Source organism: Serratia sp. ASV30, assembly GCF_016428815.1.
GTDB lineage: Bacteria > Pseudomonadota > Gammaproteobacteria > Enterobacterales > Enterobacteriaceae > Chania > Chania fonticola_C.
In genome coordinates this window covers 12,920-36,407 of sequence record NZ_JAELTL010000010.1, presented here as the reverse complement: position 1 = coordinate 36,407, position 23,488 = coordinate 12,920, and the positions used below count along the sequence as shown (strand labels likewise).

22 protein-coding genes are annotated in these 23,488 nt (G+C 55.5%); 12 read left to right on the top strand and 10 right to left on the bottom strand.

Features of this window, described 5'->3' with window-relative positions; translation table 11 throughout:
• Positions 1–79: 79 nt before the first annotated feature.
• The 6 genes from JHD74_RS06330 to JHD74_RS06305 form a co-directional block, all read right to left on the bottom strand.
• Positions 80–1,330, bottom strand: coding sequence for an integrase domain-containing protein (locus JHD74_RS06330; RefSeq protein ID WP_199062108.1), 1,251 nt, complete (start codon positions 1,328–1,330; stop codon positions 80–82).
• A gap of 173 nt (positions 1,331–1,503) precedes the next feature.
• Positions 1,504–2,325, bottom strand: a complete 822-nt coding sequence (cysE, locus tag JHD74_RS06325) for a serine O-acetyltransferase (protein ID WP_021181867.1) — start codon at positions 2,323–2,325, stop codon at positions 1,504–1,506.
• Between the two features lie 98 nt (positions 2,326–2,423).
• Positions 2,424–3,443 (bottom strand): NAD(P)H-dependent glycerol-3-phosphate dehydrogenase, encoded by a 1,020-nt coding sequence (gene gpsA / locus JHD74_RS06320; RefSeq protein ID WP_024482901.1) that lies wholly within the window; start codon positions 3,441–3,443, stop codon positions 2,424–2,426.
• Entirely contained in the window at positions 3,443–3,913 is a 471-nt protein-coding gene (gene secB, locus JHD74_RS06315) for a protein-export chaperone SecB (RefSeq protein ID WP_021181865.1), read from the bottom strand. Before secB ends, gpsA begins: the two co-directional genes overlap by 1 nt.
• An 83-nt stretch (positions 3,914–3,996) precedes the next feature.
• A complete protein-coding gene (gene grxC / locus JHD74_RS06310) occupies positions 3,997–4,245 on the bottom strand; it encodes a glutaredoxin 3 (RefSeq protein ID WP_024482902.1) in 249 nt (82 codons plus the stop codon).
• A 26-nt stretch (positions 4,246–4,271) separates the two neighbouring features.
• Entirely contained in the window at positions 4,272–4,706 is a 435-nt protein-coding gene (locus JHD74_RS06305) for a rhodanese-like domain-containing protein (RefSeq protein ID WP_021807259.1), read from the bottom strand.
• 303 nt (positions 4,707–5,009) lie between these two features.
• Between JHD74_RS06305 and gpmM the strand changes: the two genes are divergently transcribed.
• From gpmM to JHD74_RS06290, 3 genes are read left to right on the top strand one after another with little or no spacing between them, the layout of a single operon-like run.
• Positions 5,010–6,554, top strand: a complete 1,545-nt coding sequence (gene gpmM / locus JHD74_RS06300) for a 2,3-bisphosphoglycerate-independent phosphoglycerate mutase (RefSeq protein ID WP_074029864.1) — start codon at positions 5,010–5,012, stop codon at positions 6,552–6,554.
• Between the two features lie 9 nt (positions 6,555–6,563).
• A complete protein-coding gene (envC, locus tag JHD74_RS06295) occupies positions 6,564–7,898 on the top strand; it encodes a murein hydrolase activator EnvC (protein WP_024527886.1) in 1,335 nt (444 codons plus the stop codon).
• Positions 7,899–7,900: 2 nt separating this feature from the next.
• A complete protein-coding gene (locus JHD74_RS06290; RefSeq protein WP_199062106.1) occupies positions 7,901–8,851 on the top strand; it encodes a divergent polysaccharide deacetylase family protein in 951 nt (316 codons plus the stop codon).
• Positions 8,852–9,040: 189 nt separating this feature from the next.
• Here JHD74_RS06290 and tdh read toward each other — a convergent pair whose 3' ends face one another.
• Positions 9,041–10,066 carry an L-threonine 3-dehydrogenase gene (tdh, locus tag JHD74_RS06285; RefSeq protein ID WP_021181859.1) on the bottom strand — a complete coding sequence of 342 codons (1,026 nt, stop codon included), beginning with the start codon at positions 10,064–10,066 and terminating at the stop codon, positions 9,041–9,043.
• Between the two features lie 9 nt (positions 10,067–10,075).
• Complete coding sequence (gene kbl, locus JHD74_RS06280; RefSeq protein ID WP_024527884.1) at positions 10,076–11,272, bottom strand: glycine C-acetyltransferase; 1,197 nt, start codon at positions 11,270–11,272, stop codon at positions 10,076–10,078.
• A gap of 240 nt (positions 11,273–11,512) precedes the next feature.
• On the opposite strand from kbl, the gene rfaD reads away from it, so the two are divergent.
• Genes rfaD through JHD74_RS06250 form a run of 6 tightly spaced genes read left to right on the top strand, consistent with a single transcriptional unit; the run spans position 11,513 to position 17,891 of the window.
• Entirely contained in the window at positions 11,513–12,445 is a 933-nt protein-coding gene (gene rfaD / locus JHD74_RS06275) for an ADP-glyceromanno-heptose 6-epimerase (RefSeq protein ID WP_021807264.1), read from the top strand.
• A 24-nt stretch (positions 12,446–12,469) separates the two neighbouring features.
• Positions 12,470–13,516: an ADP-heptose--LPS heptosyltransferase RfaF gene (gene rfaF, locus JHD74_RS06270; protein WP_024482909.1), complete on the top strand. Its 1,047-nt coding sequence runs from the start codon at positions 12,470–12,472 to the stop codon at positions 13,514–13,516.
• 2 nt (positions 13,517–13,518) lie between these two features.
• Entirely contained in the window at positions 13,519–14,484 is a 966-nt protein-coding gene (gene rfaC / locus JHD74_RS06265) for a lipopolysaccharide heptosyltransferase RfaC (RefSeq protein WP_199062104.1), read from the top strand.
• Positions 14,481–15,644, top strand: coding sequence for a glycosyltransferase (locus tag JHD74_RS06260; protein ID WP_199062102.1), 1,164 nt, complete (start codon positions 14,481–14,483; stop codon positions 15,642–15,644). The genes rfaC and JHD74_RS06260 overlap by 4 nt, the downstream gene beginning before the upstream one ends.
• A 28-nt stretch (positions 15,645–15,672) precedes the next feature.
• A complete protein-coding gene (locus JHD74_RS06255) occupies positions 15,673–16,905 on the top strand; it encodes an O-antigen ligase (protein WP_199062100.1) in 1,233 nt (410 codons plus the stop codon).
• On the top strand, positions 16,902–17,891 hold the full coding sequence (locus tag JHD74_RS06250) for a glycosyltransferase (RefSeq protein WP_074029849.1): 990 nt from the start codon (positions 16,902–16,904) through the stop codon (positions 17,889–17,891). The genes JHD74_RS06255 and JHD74_RS06250 overlap by 4 nt, the downstream gene beginning before the upstream one ends.
• Before the next feature lie 16 nt (positions 17,892–17,907).
• On the opposite strand, the gene JHD74_RS06245 is transcribed toward JHD74_RS06250, so the two are convergent.
• Positions 17,908–19,002 (bottom strand): glycosyltransferase family 9 protein, encoded by a 1,095-nt coding sequence (locus JHD74_RS06245; RefSeq protein ID WP_074029840.1) that lies wholly within the window; start codon positions 19,000–19,002, stop codon positions 17,908–17,910.
• A 1-nt stretch (position 19,003) separates the two neighbouring features.
• On the bottom strand, positions 19,004–19,960 hold the full coding sequence (locus JHD74_RS06240) for a polysaccharide deacetylase family protein (RefSeq protein WP_199062098.1): 957 nt from the start codon (positions 19,958–19,960) through the stop codon (positions 19,004–19,006).
• 215 nt (positions 19,961–20,175) lie between these two features.
• Here JHD74_RS06240 and rfaQ point away from each other — a divergent pair, with 215 nt between their 5' ends.
• Genes rfaQ through JHD74_RS06225 form a run of 3 tightly spaced genes read left to right on the top strand, consistent with a single transcriptional unit; the run spans position 20,176 to position 23,480 of the window.
• Entirely contained in the window at positions 20,176–21,255 is a 1,080-nt protein-coding gene (gene rfaQ, locus JHD74_RS06235) for a putative lipopolysaccharide heptosyltransferase III (protein ID WP_074029837.1), read from the top strand.
• Positions 21,252–22,379: a glycosyltransferase family 4 protein gene (locus tag JHD74_RS06230; protein WP_199062096.1), complete on the top strand. Its 1,128-nt coding sequence runs from the start codon at positions 21,252–21,254 to the stop codon at positions 22,377–22,379. Before rfaQ ends, JHD74_RS06230 begins: the two co-directional genes overlap by 4 nt.
• 3 nt (positions 22,380–22,382) lie before the next feature.
• Positions 22,383–23,480 (top strand): glycosyltransferase, encoded by a 1,098-nt coding sequence (locus tag JHD74_RS06225; protein ID WP_199062094.1) that lies wholly within the window; start codon positions 22,383–22,385, stop codon positions 23,478–23,480.
• Positions 23,481–23,488 lie beyond the last annotated feature (8 nt).

Here is a 23,488-nt window from a genome sequence, read left to right as displayed (position 1 = left end):
AGTTGTGGGCAAGTCATAAATATCGAGGTGTCTGAATGGGGCTTTATCAGACGTGCCAGCGATGGGTAAAATCTGTCTATTAGCTAGCGATGGCCCTTAATCCCTTAAGCCCACCAGATGCCATGACCTGCCCAGACGCTGCTTGTGCTACATAGCTCCCCCAGAACTCCATCATCACACGCCGTTGTTCAAGGTATACGCTGCGGTTGTAGGCGTTCCTGATTGTGTCCTTGCCCCTGTGCGCCAATGCGGCCTCGATAATATCCGGGTTAAATCCTTCTTCATTCAGTGCGGTGCTGGCGATAGAGCGCAGGCCATGAGATACCAGCTCTCCTTTGTAGCCCATGCGCTTTAGTGCGGCGTTAACAGTTTGGCTGTTCATTGAGTTTTGAGGGTTTTTGAATGACGGGAATACATGCACTCGATCACCACTGATAGCCTTCATGGCCTGAATAACGTCTAAGGCTTGCTGACAGAGAGGTATGACGTGCTCACGCTTCATCTTCATTCGATTGGCGGGTATAACCCACAGCTTGGCCTCGGTGTCAATTTCGCTCCACTCAGCGCCTGAAGCCTCATGTGGCCTCGTCATTGTGAGCAACTGCCATTCAATGAGTAACCGGGTAGGCAGTTCCAGGCGTGATATGGCAACGGTCTGTAAAAGCGTTGGCAACTCTTCCGGTCTGATTGTCGGGCTGTTGGTTCTTTCTGGCTGGCTGAATGCGGTAGAGATCCGCGATATGGGGTTAGCAGTGATGTAACCAACGTTGGCGGCATAGTCCATTATCTCCCGTAGGCGCTGAATGGCCCGGTGTATGGTTTCAAGCCTTCCCGCCACCTTTAGAGACTCCATGGCCTCAATAACCCGGCGCGGTGTGATTGTGGTTATTGGCATCGAACCCATAGACGGCAACAGGTACACATCGAGCATTCTGTTGATTTGGGTGATCGTGCTCTTACTGAGGTCTTGCGACAGCTTCACCGCCAGCCACTCGGCAGCAACCTTCGCCAACGTGTTCACCTTCGCCTCGTGCGCCTCCGCCATTATCTCCCGCTTGTATTCCTGCGGGTCTATACCCTTGGCAACTAATGCCCTGGCTTCTTCTCGGTACTGCCGCGCCTCAGATAGAGATATTTCAGGGTACGCACCAATGGTCATTGTCTGGCGCTTGCCGGTGATCGGCTTGTAGTAACGAAACCGCCACACCTTGGAACCTGACGGCTTTACATACAGGATCAGCCCGTCGCCATCATACAAAGACAAGTCCTTGCTGGTGGCCTTAGCGCTGCGTATCTCGGTGTTGGTTAATGGTTTAGTTTTTGCTGGCATGGGACTACACCTTTTCACACCTAGTTAATCATAGTCCCTAGGATAGTCCCAAAATGGCAGAGTAATAACAAGCGATACAGATATAAACCGATATGTGACTTTGCGTCACACACCAGTATATAAGGGGTTTCAGGGGTGTTGGAGGTACTTAGTGATAACTACAGATATGTTGTTCAGATACCGTCGCCATACTCAAACCCGTGATTGGCACCGTTGAAGTACTGGTCCATATCCATCGATGGCGTATCGCTTTCCGGGCGGCCAACAATACGTGCGGGCACGCCTGCGGCGGTGGTATGTGGTGGCACGGGCTGTAGCACCACGGAACCGGCACCAATCTTGGCCCCTTTCCCCACTTCGATATTACCGAGGATTTTAGCCCCCGCGCCAATCATCACACCTTCGCGGATTTTAGGGTGGCGATCGCCGCTGGTTTTGCCCGTCCCGCCCAGGGTTACCGACTGCAGGATAGAGACGTTATTCTCCACCACGGCGGTTTCACCGATCACAATGCCGGTGGCGTGGTCGAGCATGATGCCGCAGCCGATGGTGGCCGCCGGGTGGATATCCACCCCAAAGGCGACCGAGATTTGATTTTGCAGGTAGATCGCCAATGCCTGGCGGCCCTGCATCCACAACCAATGGCCGATGCGGTACGCCTGCAAGGCATGGAAACCTTTCAGGTATAGCAACGGCGTTGAATATTTATCTACTGCGGGGTCACGCAACCGCACCGCCAGAATATCGCGGGCCGCTGAGACGATCATTTGTGCGTCGGAACGATAGGCATCTTCCACCACCTCACGCACGGCAATCGCCGGCATGATCGGATTGGCCAGTTTGTTCGCCAGAATGTAGCTGAGCGCGCTGCCCAGATTTTCATGCTTGAGCAAGGTCGCGTGGAAAAAGCTAGCCAGCATCGGTTCACAATCTGCCAGTGCTCTCGCCTCTGATTTAATGCTGCTCCAGACCTGTTCTAACTCTTCTGACGACATCGCTTCCTCTCTGCCAAAACAGACTACCCCGCCTGATCCCGGCAGGGTAACCTAATCAAATTGTCGCGGCGCGATACATTGCTGTACCGCTGCCAAGGTCAAGCACTGTGCTTTTCGTCTTTCTTGGTGCGCCCAAGCAGAGTCAACGCTGCCTCACGGGCATTTTTATCACAGTACAGCACCTGATAGATCTGTTCGGTGATCGGCATTTCTACGCCAAAGCGCTGCGCCAGTGCCAATACCTCTTTGGTATTGCGATAGCCTTCAACCACCTGGCCGATGCTATCCTGCGCTTCCTGCACGCCCTTGCCTTGCCCCAGCATAATACCGAAACGACGGTTGCGCGATTGATTATCCGTGCAGGTCAACACCAGATCGCCCAACCCAGCCATGCCCATAAAGGTGGAAGGATCGGCACCCAATGCTGAGCCGAGACGGCTCATTTCAGCCAGGCCACGAGTGATCAATGCGGTACGCGCGTTGGCACCAAAACCGATACCGTCAGACATACCGGCACCGATGGCAATCACGTTTTTCACCGCACCGCCCAGCTGTACCCCAATGAAATCCGGGTTGCTGTAGACGCGGAAGCTTTTGCCACAGTGCAGCAGCTGCTGTAAATCTTCGGCAAACTGCTCGTCGGTGGCTGCCAGAGCGATCGCCGTTGGCAATCCGGCCGCCAGCTCTTTGGCAAACGTTGGCCCAGAAACGACCGCCAGTGGGATGGTATCCCCCAGCGCTTCGCGAGCCACGTCTTGCAATAGCCGCCCCGTTTCCGCTTCCAGACCTTTGGTCGCCCATACGATGCGGGCATCTGGGCGCAGATGGGGTTTCAACTGACGCAATACGTCACCAAACACGTGGCTAGGCACCACCACCAGCACATCGCGGCTGGCCGCTAATGCACGAGCAAGATCGGTTTCAAGCAACAGGGTATCGGGGAAAGGGACGCCGGGAAGGAACGCCTGATTGCAACGATCGCGCTGCATAATCTGGATCTGCTCGGGGTTATGCCCCCATAGCACTACCGGGTGGCCGTTACGCGCCAGCGTAATGGCTAAAGCGGTGCCGTACGAGCCGGCACCGATTACAGTCATTGAAGCATTGACGGTATTCATCAGGCATCCTGATGAGGTTCAGCGCTTTCGCCTTCCGCCTGCTGCTGCAAATAGCTCATGAACAGCGCGTCAAAGTTTACCGGTGCCAGGTTCAACTGCGGGAAGGTACCGCGAGAAACCAGGCTGGTGATGCACTCACGCGCGTACGGGAACAGGATGTTCGGGCAGTATGCACCCAGGCAATGTGCCAGTTGCGTGCCTTCGATACCGGAGATGGAGAAGATACCTGCCTGCTGAACTTCACACAGGAATGCGGTTTCTTCACCCAGAGAGGCGGTAACGGTAACGCGCAGTACCACTTCGTAGACGTCGTCTGCCAGGTGGCTGGAAGCCGTATCCAGATCGAGCTTAACTTCTGGCTGCCATTCTTGCTGGAATACCTGCGGAGCGTTTGGCGCTTCGAATGAGATATCCTTGGTGTAAATGCGTTGGATCTGGAAAGCCATCTCTGTGCTGTTTTGTTCTGACATGTGTGTAATACCCTTGGTTAACTATCCTTAGAGACACTCAGTGGTTGCAATACCCACATCTTGGCAGTGGGACCGCCGCTGGTTTACAGCAGCGGATCCAGCCCACCGCGAGCATCAAGTGCATGTAAATCATCACAGCCGCCAATATGTTGGCCATCGATGAAAATCTGAGGCACGGTGGTTCGCCCACTGCGCGCAATCATTGCTTCGCGCTTGACGTTATCACCATCGATGGCAATCTCGCTAAACGCAGCTCCCTTGCTGTTCAGCAGCGCCTTGGCGCGATGACAGAACGGGCAGGTTGCCTTGGTGTAGATCTCAATGTTAGCCATGGAAACCCCTTCAATCACACTATAATTTATTTGCCACGTGCCAACGGCAGGTTTTCCCCACTCCAGCCGGCAATGCCGTCTTTCAGGGTATAGACCTGTTCAAACCCGGCTTTGCTCAGGTTTTCTGCGGGTTCGCGTGAGGTGGTACCATTGGCACAGACCACGATGACCGGCTGGGCCTTGTGTTTATCCAGTTCGCCGAAGCTGCCGGTTTTGATCTCGCTCGCCGTCAGGTTGATCGCGTTGGCGATATGGCCTCTGCGGAAATCATCACGGGTACGGGTATCTACTACTACCGCATCTTCTTTATTGATCAAGCGAGTAGCTTCACCGCGGGCGATCTCTTTAACCTTGGAAAAACGGCTCTTGAAGGTCATGACGATCACGGCAGCCAGCAGACCGACCCAGGCCAGACTAAGTATGGGGTGCCGGCTAACAAATTGCATAATTTCTTGCAGCATGGGGTGTAACAACTCCCGTCAGTTAAGGGAAAAATAAGTCAAGGTTTCAGAGTATACCTGCCGAATGCGTCAAATACAGCCAATAAGCAAACGGGAATGCAGAAACTGCGGAGTACACTGGAAAATTACCGTCATGACGTTGAGAAAGTCGAGGCTGTTCACCGCATCTTTGATCTCTTTGGGCTCTTTTTAGTCGGCCACATTGTAGTATCATCAGGTTCCAGAGGGTGAATAGCCATCATTCCAGTGCCAATGGGCTGATGGCTATTCACAACTTAAAACGATCATAAAGAGGTTACTGCAATGTCGAGCAAGAAAAAGCCCATGGTACTGGTGATCCTGGACGGCTACGGCCACCGGGAAGAGCAACAGGACAACGCGATCCTGAACGCCAAAACGCCGGTCATGGACCGTCTGTGGCAACAACAGCCACATACCCTGATTGCCGCTTCCGGTCTGGATGTCGGCCTGCCTGATGGCCAGATGGGTAACTCGGAAGTCGGTCACGTGAACCTCGGCGCAGGCCGCATCGTGTATCAGGACCTGACCCGCCTGGATAAAGAGATCAAAGACGGTGACTTCTTCACCAACGCAACGCTGACCAGCGCCGTCGACAAGGCCGTGAAGGCAGGCAAAGCGGTACATATCATGGGCCTGATGTCTCCTGGTGGCGTCCACAGCCATGAAGAACATATCCTGGCGATGATCAAACTGGCCGCACAACGCGGAGCCAAAGCCGTTTACCTGCATGCCTTCCTGGATGGACGCGACACTCCACCGCGCAGTGCTGAAAATTCACTGAAACGTTTCAGTGACGAATTTGCCACGCTGGGTGCCGGACGTATCGCCACGGTGATCGGCCGTTACTATGCGATGGATCGTGATAATCGTTGGGACCGCGTACAGTTGGCCTACGATCTGATGACCCAGGCCAAAGGCGAATTCACCGCCGACAACGCCGTGGCCGCGCTGCAGGCTGCCTATGCCCGTGGCGAAAACGACGAGTTCGTTAAACCGACCGTGATCCAGGCAGCGGGCGAAGCCAGCGCCGAAATGAACGACGGCGACGCGTTAATCTTCATGAACTTCCGTGCCGACCGTGCGCGCCAGATCACCCGCGCCTTCGTCAATGCCGATTTCGACGGCTTCCCACGCAGCAAAGTGGTCAAGTTTGGTGATTTTGTCATGCTGACTGAATACGCCGCCGACATCAAAACCGCCTGTGCCTATCCACCAGCCTCACTGGCCAACACCTTCGGTGAATGGCTGATGAAGCACGACAAAACCCAGTTGCGCATCTCGGAAACCGAAAAATACGCTCACGTCACCTTCTTCTATAACGGCGGCGTCGAAGAACCGTTCAAAGGTGAAGACCGTATTCTGATCAACTCGCCAAAAGTGGCCACCTACGATTTACAGCCAGAGATGAGCTCCGCCGAGTTGACCGAAAAGCTGCTGGCAGCCATCCACAGCGGTAAATATGACGCCATCATCTGTAACTACCCGAATGGCGACATGGTTGGCCACACCGGTGTCTATGATGCAGCCGTCAAAGCGGTAGAAACCCTGGATAACTGTATTGAGCAGGTAGTAGAAGCGGTGAAAGCCGTTGACGGCCAACTGCTGGTCACCGCCGATCACGGTAACGCCGAGCAAATGCGCGATCCGGCTACCGGCCAGGCGCACACCGCCCATACCAGCTTGCCAGTGCCGTTGATCTACATCGGTAAACCCGCTAAAGCGGTAGAAGGTGGCAAACTGTCCGACATCGCTCCAACCATGCTGTCACTGATGGGAATGGAAATCCCGCAAGAGATGACTGGTAAGCCGCTGTTCATCGTGGAATAATCCTTTCCCATGAGGGAGAAGGCGAATTTTGCACTATCAAGGGTAACCCGAAGCGCAAACTCAGGCAGCCAACCGTTGCCTGAACGCTCCGCGCCACGGAAGTTAACCACTATCTGCGCCAGCGTGTTTTTCGCTGGCGCATTGCTGTTGCCATTCACCGGCAACGCCGCGGAAGATAACAAATCCCAGCTCAAAGACATTCAGCAGAGCATCGCTGAAAAAGAAAAAGCGGTTAAACAACAGCAACAACAGCGCAGTTCGCTGCAAAATCAGCTCAAACTCCAGGAAAAGACCATCGCGCAAGCCAGCCGTTCGCTGCGTGATACCCAAGGTACGCTCGACATACTGAGCAAAGACATTTCCGGGCTGAACACCTCCATCGCCAAGCTTCAAAAACAGCAGTCCACCCAGCAGGAAATCCTCGCCAAACAGCTCGATGCCGCCTTCCGTCAGGGGCAACACAGCGCCTTGCAGCTGGTGCTCAGCGGTGAAGAAACCCAGCGCAGTGAACGCATGCTGGCCTATTTTGGCTATCTGAACGAAGCGCGCCAGCAGTCCATTGAACAGCTCAAGCAGACCCGCAAGCAATTGGCAGAGCAAAAGAGCTCGCTGGTGGCCAAACAGGGTCAGCAGAAATCCTTGCTTGGCGAGCAACAAACCCAGCAGCAAAAACTGGAACAGGCGCGCATCGCCCGTAAAAAAACCCTGACCGCGTTAGAAGCCTCGTTGGAAAAAGATCAGCAGCGGCTGGTGGAACTGCGCCAGAACGAAACCCGCCTGCGCGATCAGATCGCCCGTGCCGAACGTGAAGCCCGCGCCCGAGCCGAACGCGAAGCGCGTGAAGCAGCCAAGGTGCGTGAGCAGGTCAAAGTCAAAGAACAGCAGGCGAAGAAAACCGGCACCAGCTATAAACCAAGCGAAGGTGAGCGTTCTCTGATGGCGCGAACCGGCGGTTTAGGCCAGCCTGCGGGCCAAGCCGTATGGCCGGTGCGTGGCCGCATAGAGCATCGCTTTGGCGAACAGTTGCAAGGTGAGTTACGCTGGAAAGGCATGGTGATCTCCGCGGCCGAAGGCAGCGAAGTGAAAGCCATTGCCGATGGCCGCGTGCTGCTGGCCGACTGGCTGCAAGGCTATGGTCTGGTGGTGGTGGTCGAACACGGTAAGGGCGACATGAGTCTGTATGGCTACAACCAGAGTGCTTTGGTTAGCGTCGGGGCGCAGGTGCGTGCCGGTCAGCCTATCGCCCTGGTCGGTACCAGCGGTGGTCAGGGAACGCCATCGCTCTATTTCGAAATCCGTCGCCAGGGTCAGGCCGTTAACCCACAGCCGTGGTTGGGAAGATAGATTTGTACTATAGCAAAACGCGTACTGCCCTGTTGTTGAGTGCGCTGCTGTTCGTTAGCGCAGCACAGGCAGGCAAGCTCTCTATCGTGATCGATGACGTGGGCTATCGTCCACATGAAGAAAACGCCGTACTGCAAATGCCGACGGCGATCTCCGTTGCCGTGCTGCCCAACGCACCTCACGCCCATCTGATGGCCACCAAAGCCCATAGCCAGGGGCGCGAAGTGCTGATCCACATGCCTATGGCCCCGCTTAGCAAACAGCCGCTGGAGCGCGATACCTTACAACCCTCCATGAGCAGTGAAGAGGTGCAGCGTATCATCCGTAATGCGGTGAATAACGTGCCTTTTGCGGTGGGTATGAATAACCATATGGGCAGCGCCATGACCTCCAGCCTACCGGGCATGCAAAAGGTCATGCAGGCGCTGGAAAGCTACCATCTCTATTTTCTCGACAGCATGACCATCGGCAACAGCCAGGCCACGCATGCGGCAGCGGGCACCGGCGTGAAGGTGATCAAACGCAAGGTGTTCCTCGACGATACGCCCAACCCGGACGATATCCGCCGCCAGTTTAATCGTGCCGTCGAATTGGCGCGCCGCAACGGATCGGCCATCGCCATAGGCCATCCGCGCCCGGCAACGGTAAAAGTGCTGCAACAGATGCTGGCTACGCTGCCCTCCGACATCGTACTGGTGAAACCCAGCTCGCTGCTCAATGAACCGCAGCAGAGCGGAAGCGGCTATGTGCCGCCATCCAAGCCACACAAACCGCAGCCGAAAAATCCGTTCACCGGTGGCATCAAGCAGTGCAAAGTTAAATTGCCGAAGGAAGGCATGAATGCCAGCCATGCGCTGGGCATCGTTGCAGAAAGCGTGGCACAGTCACCGGTCGTGGTGGTGATCAAACGCCATTGGCAGCACTGGATGGGCTCAACACCTACCAAGCCATAACTCATTTTCCCCTCACCCCGCCCCTCTCCCACAGGGAGAGGGGGCTGTTAGCCCCAGCTCTTTTGGAAGTAAAGAGTTCATCTCAGCAAACTCGATCGCCTCCACATCCAAGACAGAACTCAACACTTTCAAATACACTCGTTCGATCCCCTCTCCCTTTGGGAGAGGGTTAGGGTGAGGGGCGTTACATCAATCCCAGCTCAGCACCACTTTCCCCGACTGCCCGGAACGCATGGCGTCAAAGCCCTGCTGGAACTCGTCAATTGAGAAACGGTGGGTGATGATCGGCGTCAGATCCAGACCAGATTGGATCAGTGCCGCCATCTTGTACCAGGTTTCGAACATTTCGCGGCCGTAGATCCCTTTGATAAACAGCCCCTTGAAGATCACCTGGGTCCAGTCAATCGACATATCCGAAGGTGGGATCCCCAGCATCGCAATACGGCCGCCGTGGTTCATGGCATTGAGCAACGAACGGAACGCCGGTGGCGCGCCGGACATCTCCAGGCCCACGTCAAACCCTTCGGTCATGCCCAACTCGGCCATTACATCCGTCAGGTTTTCTTTGCTGACGTTTACCGCACGGGTCACACCCATCTTGCGCGCCAGCTCCAGGCGATATTCGTTCACGTCGGTGATCACCACGTGGCGTGCCCCAACGTGTTTACATACCGCAGCGGCCATAATGCCGATCGGGCCTGCACCAGACACCAGCACGTCTTCCCCAACCAGATCGAAGGAAAGCGCGGTATGCACGGCGTTGCCAAACGGGTCAAAGATCGAGGCCAGCTCGTCCGAGATATTGTCCGGAATTTTAAAGGCGTTAAACGCCGGGATCACCAGATATTCGGCAAATGATCCCGGGCGGTTTACGCCCACGCCGGTGGTGTTGCGGCACAGATGCGTACGGCCACCGCGGCAGTTACGGCAGTGGCCACAGGTGATGTGCCCTTCGCCAGAAACGCGATCGCCGATGCTGAAACCTTTGACTTCCTGGCCGATGGCGACCACTTCGCCCACATATTCGTGGCCAACGACCATCGGTACCGGAATGGTTTTCTGCGACCATTCGTCCCAGTTATAGATATGCACATCAGTACCGCAGATAGCGGTTTTGCGGATCTTAATCATGACATCGTTGTGGCCCAGCTCAGGCTGAGGCACATCGGTCATCCAAATACCTTCTTCCGCTTTCAGTTTTGCTAATGCTTTCATCAAATTACCTTATGCAATAACGCCAAGCGTCTTACCGATGCGGATAAACGCCTCAACGGCACGTTCAATCTGCTCCGGTGAGTGATCGGCAGACATCTGGGTGCGGATACGTGCCTGACCTTTTGGCACCACCGGGTAGAAGAAACCAGTAACGTAGATGCCTTCCTTAAGCAGTGCGTTGGCGAAATCCTGCGCCAGTTTTGCTTCACCCAACATCACCGGGATGATGGCGTGATCGGCCCCGGCAAGCGTAAAGCCCGCTGCGGTCATTTTTTCGCGGAACAGGCTGGCATTGGCCCACAGGCGATCGCGCAGAGCGTCCCCGTCTTCGAGCAGTTCCAACACTTTGATCGAGGCTGCCACGATGGCCGGAGCCAGCGAGTTGGAGAACAGATAAGGGCGTGAACGCTGACGCAACCACTCCACCACCTCTTTTTTGCCTGCGGTATAGCCGCCGGAAGCGCCGCCCAACGCCTTACCCAAAGTGCCGGTGATGATATCGACGCGGTCCATCACTTCGCAGTATTCGTGCGTCCCGCGCCCATTGGCGCCAACAAACCCCACCGCGTGGGAGTCATCGACCATCACCAGCGCATCATATTGGTCCGCCAGATCGCACACGCCCTTCAGGTTGGCGATCACGCCGTCCATGGAGAACACCCCGTCGGTAGCGATCATGATGTGGCGAGCACCGTCTGCCTTGGCCTGCTGCAGTTGCTCAGCCAGTTGGCCCATATCGTTGTTGGCATAGCGGTAGCGCTTGGCCTTGCACAGGCGCACACCGTCGATGATTGAGGCATGGTTCAGCGCGTCGGAAATAATGGCGTCTTCCGGGCCCAACAGGGTTTCAAACAGGCCACCGTTGGCGTCAAAACAAGAGGAGTAGAGGATCGCATCTTCCATTCCCAGGAAATCGGCCAACTTTTGTTCCAGCTGCTTATGGTTATCCTGTGTACCACAGATAAAACGCACCGACGCCATGCCGAAGCCATGGCTGTCCATCCCGGCCTTTGCCGCCGCGATCAGTTCCGGGTGGTTAGCCAGCCCGAGATAGTTATTGGCGCAGAAGTTGATCACCTGGCGACCATCGGCCACCGAAATATCGGCCTGCTGGGCAGAAGTGATAATGCGCTCTTGTTTAAACAGCCCTTCGGCGCGAGTGGTAGCAAGCTGCTGTTCCAGCTGCTGGTAAAAAGACGCAGACATTCGGTCATCTCCAGGATAGGGGCAATTTCGGCATATTTTACTGCTTTGCCAGCAAACTGACGACATACCGCCGCAGAGAATCTGAAAATTGCAGCAGATATCACGGCAAACCGGCGCATCGTGTAACGGCACGGGATATTAAGAGCCGTACCGATGTTCCCAATGGCATGAAATGCTATTATAGGCAGCATATAGGGTGGGGCATTGTGCGCCACCGGGAAGAATACAGGGGTAAACCCAATGATTATCGTCACTGGCGGCGCTGGCATGATTGGCAGCAACATCATCAAGGCACTGAATGAAAACGGATATCGCGATATCCTGGTGGTGGATAACCTGAAAGATGGCACCAAATTCGTTAACCTTGTCGACCTTGATATCGCTGACTATGTCGATAAAGAAGACTTTATCGCCAGCATCATGGCCGGTGACGATCTGGGTGACATCGACGCCATTTTCCACGAGGGTGCCTGCTCCTCCACCACCGAGTGGGATGGCAAATACATGATGGATAACAACTATCAGTATTCCAAAGACATCCTGCATTACTGCCTGGATCGTCAGATCCCGTTCCTGTATGCCTCTTCTGCCGCCACCTACGGCGGCCGCACCGATAACTTTATCGAAGAGCGTCAGTTTGAGCAGCCGCTGAACGTTTACGGTTACTCCAAATTCCTGTTCGACCAATACGTACGCGAGATCCTGCCAGAAGCGGATTCGCAGGTGTGTGGCTTCCGTTACTTCAACGTTTACGGCCCGCGTGAAGGCCATAAAGGCAGCATGGCCAGCGTAGCATTCCACCTGAACAACCAGATCAACCGTGGCGAAAATCCAAAACTGTTCGCCGGCAGCGAAAACTTCAAGCGCGATTTCATCTACGTCGGCGACGTGGCGGCGGTCAACCTGTGGTTCTGGAAAAACGGCGTATCCGGCATCTTCAACTGCGGTACCGGCCGTGCGGAAACCTTCCAAGCCGTAGCCGATGCGGTAGTGGAATACCATCAGTCCGGTGCCGTGGAATACATTGAGTTCCCGGAAAAGCTGAAAGGCCGCTACCAGGCTTACACCCAGGCCGATCAAACCAAGCTGCGCGCTGCCGGTTATGACGCACCGTTCAAAACCGTAGCCGAAGGCGTGAAAGAATACATGGCCTGGTTGAATCGTCCCGCTTAAGCGCTGAAGGAAGTTACTCACGGTATGAAAATACTGGTCATTGGCCCTTCGTGGGTTGGCGATATGATGATGTCGCAAAGTCTCTACCGCACCCTGAAGGCCGAGTACCCGTCGGCAGAAATCGATGTGATGGCACCTGCCTGGTGCCGTCCTCTGCTGGCGCGAATGCCCGAAGTCAACCAAGCGTTGGCAATGCCGCTGGGCCATGGTGCCCTGGCATTGGGCGAACGCCGCCGTCTTGGCCATGCGCTACGCGCCAATGGCTATGACCGTGCCTATGTGCTGCCCAACTCATTCAAGTCTGCCCTGGTGCCCTTCTTTGCCAACGTGCCACAGCGTACCGGCTGGCGCGGCGAGATGCGCTACGGCCTGCTCAACGATCTCCGCGTACTGGATAAAGCGGCATTCCCGTTGATGGTGCAGCGCTACGTCGCGCTGGCCTACGACAAGCAGCGGATACAGCGCGCCGAAGATCTGCCGCAGCCGATACTCTGGCCGCAGTTGCAGGTCAGTGACGAAGAGATTGCCGAAACCACTTCGGCGTTTAATCTCACCGACCACCGGCCCATTATCGGTTTTTGCCCAGGTGCCGAATTCGGCCCAGCCAAACGCTGGCCGCATTACCATTACGCCACACTGGCACAGATGCTGATCGATGCAGGCTATCAAATCGCCCTGTTTGGTTCGGCCAAAGACCACGAAGCCGGTGAGCAGATCCGTGCCGCCTTGGCGGAAAAGTCTCGCGATTTCTGCTTCAACCTGGCCGGAGAAACCCAGCTCGAACAGGCAGTGATCCTGTTGGCCTCTTGCCGGGCCGTAGTCAGTAACGATTCCGGCTTGATGCACGTTGCAGCGGCGTTGAACAAACCGCTGATAGCCTTGTACGGCCCGAGCAGCCCGGACTTCACCCCACCGCTGTCTCATCAGGCCAAGGTGATCCGTCTGATCAGTGGCTATCACAAGGTACGCAAAGGCGATGCCGACCAGGGTTATCACCAGAGCCTGATCGACATCCAGCCACAGCAGGTGTTAGACGCGCTGACGCCGTTACTAGCCGCCAGCGAGGAATAATCATGCAGGTGCTGATCGTAAAGACCTCTTCGATGGGGGATGTACTCCATACGCTGCCGGCCTTGACCGACGCGATGCAGGCCATCCCCGGTATCCGCTTCGATTGGGTGGTGGAAGAAGGGTTCAGCCAGATCCCTACCTGGCATCCGGCGGTGGATCGCGTGATCCCGGTAGCCATTCGCCGCTGGCGTAAAAACTGGTTCGGCAGTGAAGCGCGCCAGCAGCGCTGCGATTTCAAGCGCCAGGTACAGGAGCGCAACTATGACATCGTGATCGATGCACAGGGCCTCATCAAGAGTGCGGCGTTGGTGACGCGCATAGCGCACGGCAGCAAACACGGTCTGGACTGCAAAAGCGTCCGTGAGCCTTTTGCCAGTTGGTTCTATAATCATCGCCATGAGGTCGACAAGCAGCAACATGCGGTGGAACGCATTCGCGAGCTGTTCGCCAAGAGCCTGGGGTATGCAAAGCCGCAGAGCACGGGTGATTACGCCATTGCCGCTCGGTTTCTCAGCTCCCCTCCTACCGATGCCGGGCAATATCTGGTGTTCCTGCACGCCACTACGCGGGATGAAAAACACTGGCCGGAGGCAAACTGGCGCGAACTGATCGCACTGATCGCTCCGAGCGGAATAAACATCAAGCTACCTTGGGGGGCTGAGCACGAACGCCAACGCGCTTTACAGCTGGCAGAAGGGTTTGAACACGTTGAAGTGTTGCCCAAGCTCAGTCTGCAACAGGTTGCCGAAGTGCTGGCTGGGGCCAAAGCCGTGGTGTCGGTAGATACCGGGCTCAGCCACCTGACCGCCGCGCTGGATCGCCCGAATATCACCCTGTTCGGCCCGACCGATCCGGGGCTGATTGGCGGTTACGGGCAGAATCAGCACTCACTGATTTCGCCGGAAAAAAGCATGGCCACCCTCACCGCCGACGCCGTTTGGACAGAACTGCAAAAGGTTATTGAATGAAAAAGCTGCATATTATCAATTTAGGCAAGATGGGCGGGGTTGAGCGCCTGTTCCTGCAGTATATCAATGATACCCACGACGGCAGTAACCAGGTGATTTGCGTCAGCGGTGAAGTTGGCGAAGAGATCCGCCAACAGATGCCGAACCAGCAGGTCACCTTCGCCAATCGGCTGTTCAATTCATTCCCTTTGCGTTGTCCACAGTTTCTGCGCAAATACCTGCTGCAAAGAAAAATCGAGCGGGCAAACGCCGACGTAATTATCGTGTGGGATCTGATCCCAGGACTGGCAGCCAAGCCCAAGCGTGGCAAACTGGTTTACTACGATCATGGCTGCTCATGGCGCTACGCCAAAAACCACAAAACCTTGCGCTTCTTCGCCATGCTGGACGGCGTGATTTCTGCCTCCCATGCCTCAAAACGGGTGATGGAGCTGCGTTTTAATCTGCCTTGCCCGAACCCGGTGGTGATTAACCGTATCAAAACGCCTACCGGGATCAGTGAGACGCCAAAATCATCGGCACAGCCGATCAGGATTGGGACCGCCTCGCGCCTGGTGAGCCTGAAAGGCATCAGCGTTTCTTTGCTGATGATGCAGGAGCTGTTGCGCCGTGGGCACGACGTTTATCTGGAAATTGCGGGCAAAGGCCCGGATCGGGCAGCGTTTGAAGCCCTGGCAGCCAAACTGCAGCTCGGTGAGCGAGTCATCTTCAGCGGCTTTCAGGATAACGTGGCGGATTTTTTCAACCGTACACAAATCTATATGAGCACACCGATCACCGAACCCTTCGGCTTATCCTGCATGGAGTCGCTCTATTTTGGCGTACCGGTGATCTTCCCCATGGTCGACGGCCAGCCGGAAGCGGTGAAAGACGGCTACTGCGGCATCGGCCTGACGCCGACGGTGTCCATTGAAGAACACCTGCGGTTAACCGGCATCAAGGTCGATTTCCCGCACGAGGTTTACGATCCCCTCTCCGACAGCCTGGTCACGCCGAAGCTGTTGTCGCATATCGATTGCGCGGATGCGGTAGAGAAACTGCTGGTGGCGGAAACCTATAACCAGATGAGCCAGAATGCCCGGCACTACCCCGCTCAACATTTCAGCTATGCTCTGTTCAAAACAGAATTCGACGACACGCTGCAATCCTTTATTGCCTAACCGTAATGTGAGCCGGAAACCTTACTCCATGTTTAAAGAAACAGCCCCACACGCCATTTTCAGTTACCTGATCTATCTGGGATGCGCTATTGCCTTTTGTACCATTCCTTTCGGCTTCGACACGGGGCGTAACCTGTTTTATGTCTCCAGCTATATCTCCTTTATTGCCGTTTGCCTGCACTTAAGGTATTTCCTGAAAAACAAAAGAAACCTGATCCTGCCGCTGCTGTTTTTCTGCGTGGGCATGGGGACGATTTTCTGGATGAACCATTTCAAACAGCCCGGCGAATACATCAATATTTATCGCTCGTATATGTCGACCGGCAAACTGCAGATTGCTACAGCGTTTATTTTGCTGATCGCGCTGAATGAGCGCCTTTGCATGCAGCGCGCCTTTATTGTCGTGGCGCTGGTTTGCGGCTTGGCCGTCAATGGCTATGCGCTTTATCAGGGCCTGCGCTTAGATATCTCGCGCGTGGAGCTTAACTTCGACCGGGCCACCGTTGTTGCCTACCTGATGACCGCCATCAGCCTGGTCATGATGAAGGCAATACTGATGCTGCGGACCAAGTATCGCATCCCGCTGTACGTGGTTGGCTTCTTGCTCACCTTCTCCACCCTGATCCTCACCGGAACGCGGGCGGCCATACTGGTGTACCCCGTTGCCATCTGCCTGTCGCTGTTGGCAACCAAAGATCTGGTGACCCGCAAGCATAAGATCCAGCTAGTCGCCTCGGTACCTGTATTGCTATTAGTCTGCGGCTTCGCCTTTAAGTCACAGATCGAACAGCGCGTTGCCGATTTCAAAACCAATCTGCAAATGATCGACCAGCCCGAAGTGGATAACTCGATTATTTCCCGCCTGACAATGCAGGTCATCGCAATACGCACTGGCTCGCTTGCACCATTGGGGCAATCTGCCGAACAGCGTGGGGAAGAGATCCGCGCCATCGTTGCGCAGGAGCCGCGGCTGTACGGGGTAACGCCTTACATCAACGTGCATCTGCATAACGAACTGCTGGAAACCTATTCGCTTAAAGGCCTCTGGGGAAGTTTATTGTTACTGGCACTCTACATCGGCCTATTCATCTCCTCATTTAAGCCGTATCGCAATGCGCTGCTGCTGGGGGTGACCTTCAGCCTGTTTGTCTACGGGCTTAGCGACGTTATTTTCTTCAGCACCGAAGGCACGGCAGTCTTCTGCCTGGCCATCATCGCCAGCGTGCTGTCGGTGAAAAAGCGTCAGGAACCGTCGGTATGAGTTCGTCACCGCTGCTGCTCAGCTTTATTGTGCCGATTTACAACAATGAAGACTTTGTCATCGCCAGCCTGAGCTCGTTATACGATCAGATCGCCGATGATATTGAAGTGGTGATTATCGATGACGGCTCAAGCGATGCGTCTGCGGCCCTGGTGAGCCAATTCCTGGCAGCAAGGCAGCACCCGCATAGCAAATTCATTACTCAGGCAAACGGCGGCGTTGCTCACGCCCGTAACGTCGGTTTGCAACACGTCAGCGGACGCTACGTCGCATTCCTGGACGGCGATGACCTACTGAGCAGCGACTATCTGGCGCTCCTGCGCCCACTGTTACTCACGGGCAGAGATGACCTGATTGATTTCAACTATCAGAAATTCTCTGGCAGCCCGCCAGCAGTGCCCACCAATAGCGAGATACGCTACCGCATCTACGATTTCGAACAGCAGGGTCTGGCCAGTCTGAAGCCGCTGTTTGCCCACTCAATGTGGCACGTCTGGAGCCGGATTTACCGGCGTACGCTGCTGGCTGGGGAAACGTTCGAAAACGGCCGCCGCTATGAAGACGTTATCTTCACGCCGTTCCAATATTTCAAAACTCGCCAAATCGCTCATCTCGACCACCCGCTCTACTTCTATCGGGATAATGACCGGGGGATCACCCGCAATATCCGGGCGAAAGATAGTGAAGATATGCTGTTTGCCATGCAGAAGATGCTGCGCTTCGTGGACGCTCATCGCGGTGATGAACCACTGCGGCAACTGGCCGCCCTGATGCTCGCCAACGCTTTCTCAGAGTTAAAAGCCATGTCGAAGGCGGTTTACGGCTATTATCGCTACCCGCCGGAAACCCTGGCGATCCTGCACCAAACGGCGGCCCTGTGTAGCAACAGCGATGTACCGCACAAGAAAGTCCGCCAGATGCGTTTCGCACGCGTGGATAGCTGCCTGTCTAAAATCCGTCGATGGCTGAAGAAACGCACCGGGTGACCGATGCGTTTTTTTCTCAAGGGTTCAGCGGCACGTGGGCCACGATTTCATCAAAAACTCGCTGCGGTTGTATAACACCCACCGGGCCATCCGCTTCCAATGGCATGGTGTAGCCCGTGCGTGACTGATGAATGATACGGTGCAACGGGTGATCCTGGATAGGCCCGGTTGAGCGCGGATCGGCGGTGACAAACAGGCTGATGGTTTTGGTTTTCAAGGCCACCGCCAGATGGAGCGGCCCGGTATCGCCGGTCACCAGCACATCGAGGCTGCTAATCAGCGTCAGCGCCCCTTGCAGCCCGGTTTTGCCGATCTGGTTATCAACGCAGGCCTGGGTATTGGCATTGATCAGCCGCTGGAACTGTTGAGCTTTTCCTTCTTCCATCGGCGCGCCGATCAGCACGAAGCGCATGTTGTCATAGCGAGCAACCAGCATATCCGCCAGCTTGGCAAAGTGCCCCACCGGCCAGCAACGTGATTCTGTTGATGCACCTAGCTGGAAGCCAATGGTGCAGAAATCAGGGTTTTTAATGCCTGGCGTATAAGGGGCCGGTATTTCCATGGTCGGATCGTCGCTGCGGCAGCCCAGAATAGAAACCAGTTCCAGCTTACGGCGGATAAAGTGGCCGTAATAATGGAATACGTAGTTGGTCAGCCAAGGCTCAAGCCCGCAGATCCCCGAACTGTAGTTATCCCGGATGACATATTTAGCCCCGGCCATAATGGCGCTGATAATGTCATAGGGCAGATGTGAATGCATGATCAGCGCCAAATCAGGCTGATGCTCACGCAACGATTTCAACAGAGGCCCCAGGGTCTTTATTTTGCTGTTCCAGTAAACTACGCGATCGTAATAGCGGCCGTTTTCTACCAGTTCCCTATTCTTTTGATGCACCACCAGCGTGATATGCGCCGCCGGGTAGCGTTCGCGCATTGCTCTTAACACCGGGGTGTTGAACATGAAATCCCCCAGTGCCGTCGTGGAATAAATTACGATATTCTCGAACTGGAGACGGCTGTCGAAAGTCGCTGGCGGCTGGAAACGGCCATGCTTTGCCGTATAGCGCCGCAAGAACCAGTCAGCGGCCTTGATTTTCCATTTTTTTGACATGTTAATTCACTTTCAGTTGATAGTATTCAGCCAAGGTCATGCCAACCGTGCGCTGTTGCAACCAGGCAAACAGCAGCTCCAAATCGCGATATAACGCGTCAATATCCTGCTCGGTCTTGAACGTTGGGCTACCTCCCGGCATAAACTCGGAAGAGTGCAGCATAAATTCGACGTAATCGTGTCCCTGTGCCAGAGAGCGCTCGACCACCAGCTTCATCTTGTCCAAATTGTTACCGGAGGGACGTAGCCAATGTACCGACGGCGAACGCTTTTTACCCCGCAGGCTGTCATAGCCCTGCTTCACCGCATTCATCAGCGCCGAATGTTTATACTGAATGCTCATTGGCACTTCCAACAGCGTGGAATCACCGGGTTTGGCGATATTGGCCGGATCGATAAAATAGGCCTGCGAGGGGAAATGGCGATAGTCGGTCCCGCCGTTGCCCTGCGGATTGCCGGGCGAATACTGCCAGTTCACTCGCGGGGTGACGGAACAATCGACCTGATAGCCATATTCCAGCAGCAATGAGGCATAAAACTCATTAAACGCCCAGCGCCCGGCACGGTGGCTGAGCATCTTGGTCTGGAAGGTATCTTCCAGCAGCTTGGTCATATGATCGACCTTGGCGCGAATTTGGTCGGCCGGGTATTCGATCAGATAGGGTTTGTGCCGCCAGTCATCATCAGTGAGCGGCGTCAACGGTGGGCTGTTCCAGGCGTGCAGGTGCATGCCCACTTCGCCGGTGCCGCGTGCTATCACGTCGCGGGCAAACTCAACGTACTGGGTATCCACCGCCATTTCATAGTTGGTCAGATAAACCGGCTTGCAGGCGTATTTTTCGCACAGCGCCTGAAAGCGCGGCAAAAAACGCGTGTTCTCGGTCGAAATGCGGTCGTGGTTTTGCCACAGATTATCGCCTTCGGTATCAATCGTGATAAGAAACGCCGGTTTAGTCATACATTGGGAACCTGATAGTCACAGATTGACATTATGTTACGCAGCCCGATCCCTCAGGGCAAACGACTTTATTGCCTCGTTTGGACAACATTGAGCCGTAATTGTCACCCTACGCCACTATTTTTTTCTGCGCAGGCAAGAAAACCGAGCAACAGTAGCCACATGCAATCGGGTCATTTAGAATCAAAGATTGGTTTCCCTGAAAGCGACTGACTATGAACGACGCGCCAGCCCCTGTTTCTGCCACGCCCATACAGCGTATTCTGATCGTCAAGCTGCGCCATCATGGCGATATGCTGCTGACCACTCCGGTCATCAATACGCTGCGGCAGAACTATCCCGATGCTCAGATCGACATCCTGCTGTACAAAGAAACGCAGGAGATGTTGGCGAGCAACCCGGCGCTATCGCAAATCTTTGTCATCGATCGCCAGTGGAAAAAACAGGGCACCAAGGCACACTTGGGCCATGAACTGCATCTGATCCGTCAATTGCAGGCACAACGCTACGATCTGGTGGTCAACCTGGCCGATCAGTGGCGCAGCGCGTTGATTACTCGCCTCACCGGTGCACGTATTCGTCTGGGGTTCGATTTCCCCAAGCGCCGTGGTTTTCTGTGGCGCTACTGCCACACTCAGTTGGTGCCGGTAACTGGGCACGAGCATCTGCACACCGTTGAACAAAACCTCTCTCTGCTGCAACCTCTGGGTTTACCTGAGCAAAATCAGCAGGTCACCATGAGCTACAGCCCACAAGATTGGCAGGCCAGCCACCAGCTTTTGCAACAAAATGGCGTCACCGGTAGCTATATCGTGGTACAACCCACTTCGCGCTGGTTCTTTAAATGCTGGAGCGAAGAAAAAATGGCGGCCACCATCAGCGCATTGCAGGCCGAAGGGCACCAGTTGGTGATCACCTCGGGGCCGGATGCCAAAGAGCAGGACATGGTGGCGCAAATACTGAAACAGTGCCCGCAGCAAGGGGTGGTTTCTCTGGCCGGGCAGTTGACCCTGCGTCAGCTGGCAGCGTTGATCGACCATGCCAAACTGTTTATCGGGGTAGACTCTGTCCCCATGCATATGGCGGCCGCATTACAGACGCCCTGCGTGGCGCTGTTCGGGCCATCCAAGCTGGTATTCTGGCGCCCCTGGCAAGTTATCGGCCAGGTCATTTGGGCCGGAGACTACGGCAGCCTGCCGGACCCGGATGCCATTAATACCGGCACCGATGAGCGCTACCTGGACCTTATTCCTACAGACGTGGTGATTGCAGCCGCGCGGAGCACGCTTGCATGAAAGCATTTCGCCTGGCGATTGTACGCCAAAAATACCGCCCGGACGGCGGGGCAGAACGTTTCGTTTCCCGTGCCCTGGAGGCGCTGGAACAACAAGATCTGGATCTGAACGTCATCACCCGCGAGTGGCAGGGGGACGTCAACCCGAACTGGCACATCCACCTGTGTAACCCGATGAAGTTCGGGCGCATCAGCCGCGAACGTGGTTTTGCCGAAGCGGCTCGGGCCCTGTGGCAGAAAGAGAGCTTCGATCTGGTACAAAGCCATGAACGCATCCCCGGTTGTGATATCTATCGCGCCGGTGACGGTGTCCATCGCCGCTGGCTGCTGCAACGGGCACGCCTGTTGCCGGAGTGGCGGCGCAAATGGCTGTTCTCCAACCGCTATCACCGCTATGTGATGTGTGCCGAACGCGCCATGTATGCCGCGCCAGAGCTGAAAGCGGTGATCTGCAACGCCGAGATGATCAAACGGGAAATCATCGCCGATTTCGGCGTGCCTGCCGATAAGATCACGGTGATCTACAATGCCATCGACAATCAGAAATTTTTACCGGCGAATGAGCAACAGCGGCAGCAGTTGCGGGCGCAGTATCAACTCCCGCAACTGGCACATTGCCTGATCTTTGTCGGTTCAGGCTTTGAACGTAAAGGATTGGCTGCCGCAATTCGCGCCGTAGCTGCCACCGACAGCTACCTATTGGTGGTGGGCAAGGATAAAGCTGAAAAGCGTTACCGTTCACTGGCACAAAAGCTGGGTTGTGATGACCGGGTGCGCTTCATGGGCGTGCAGAAACAGACGTTGCCGTTCTATCAGGCCGCCGACGCTCTGTTGCTGCCAACGTTGTACGATCCCTTCCCCAATGTGATTTTGGAAGCCATGTCATGCGGGCTTCCGGTGATCACCAGCACCACCTGCGGTGGCGCTGAGTTCATCACTCCTGGGCAAAACGGCTTTGTCTGTGATGCATTGGACGTCAGTGCCCTCACCGAGGCTATCGTTGCACTGCCACGGCAAGCCCTGGGATCGAGCATGGGAGAGGCGGCGCGGCTGCGTATCATGTCTGCCACGCCAGCACACCTCTCAGAACAGCTCATCTCATTGTATAACCGACTGCTGGACTAACTTATGCGTATTCTGATGATTATCGACGGTCTGCCGGGCGGCGGAGCCGAAAAGGTGGTACTGACGCTGTGCCAGGGCATGCAGCAGTTGGGGCATGATGTCAGCCTGATCTCATTACGGGACGTCTGCAACTACCCGATCCCCACCGGCATTGATTATCAGGTGCTCAGCGACAACTGTCGATCGCCTTGGCGTAAACTGACCGAGCTGGCACGCCGCGCCGCGATGTTGGATCGCGCGGTTGCCGCCAACGAGCAGCAGCACGGCCTCTACGACCTGGTGTTCTCCAACCTGCATAAGACCGATCGTATCGTCAGCCATAGCAAAGTGCTGAACCGCACCCGGCTGTGGTTCTGCATTCACGGTATTCTGTCCACCTCCTACCTCGGTCACCGTACCGGCCTCGATCGCTGGCTGAAACGCCGCAAGGTCGCGGGCGTCTACCAGCGGCAGAATATCGTTGCCGTCTCGCAGGCGGTGGGCAACGATCTCCAGCAAAATCTGGGGATTACTCCTAACCAGCTGGCGGTGATCAACAACCCGTTCGATATCGCCGCCATCGAACAGCAGGCGGCAGAGCCTTGTGAACTGGCAGGCAAAGACTATCTGGTGCACGTGGGCCGTTTTCATCCACATAAACGCCACGACCGCTTGCTGAAAGCCTACGCACTGTCTGGTATCCAGGCACCTTTGGCACTGGTGGGTGCCGGCAATGAAGCGCAAATCAACGAGACCAAACGCCTTGCCACAGAGTTAAACATTAGCGATCGTGTGCTGTTCCTCGGTTTTCAGGCCAATCCCTATCCCCTGATCAAACACGCCGCGATGCTGGTGCTCAGCTCAGACAGCGAAGGGTTCGGTAACGTGCTGGTTGAAGCCTTGCTGTGCGACACGCCGGTCGTCAGCACCCGTTGCCCTGGCGGGCCTGAGGAAATTCTGGAAAAGGCGGGGTTGACCCGTGCATTGGCGGAATTAAATGAAGCCTCACTGGCGGAGAAAATGGCAGAGATTTATGCCCAGCCGCCGGTCATTAATCACCAGCAACTGCTGAGTTATGGCCTCGAGCCTATTTGCCAACAGTATCTGGCGTTAAAGAAATAAGTCCAGGC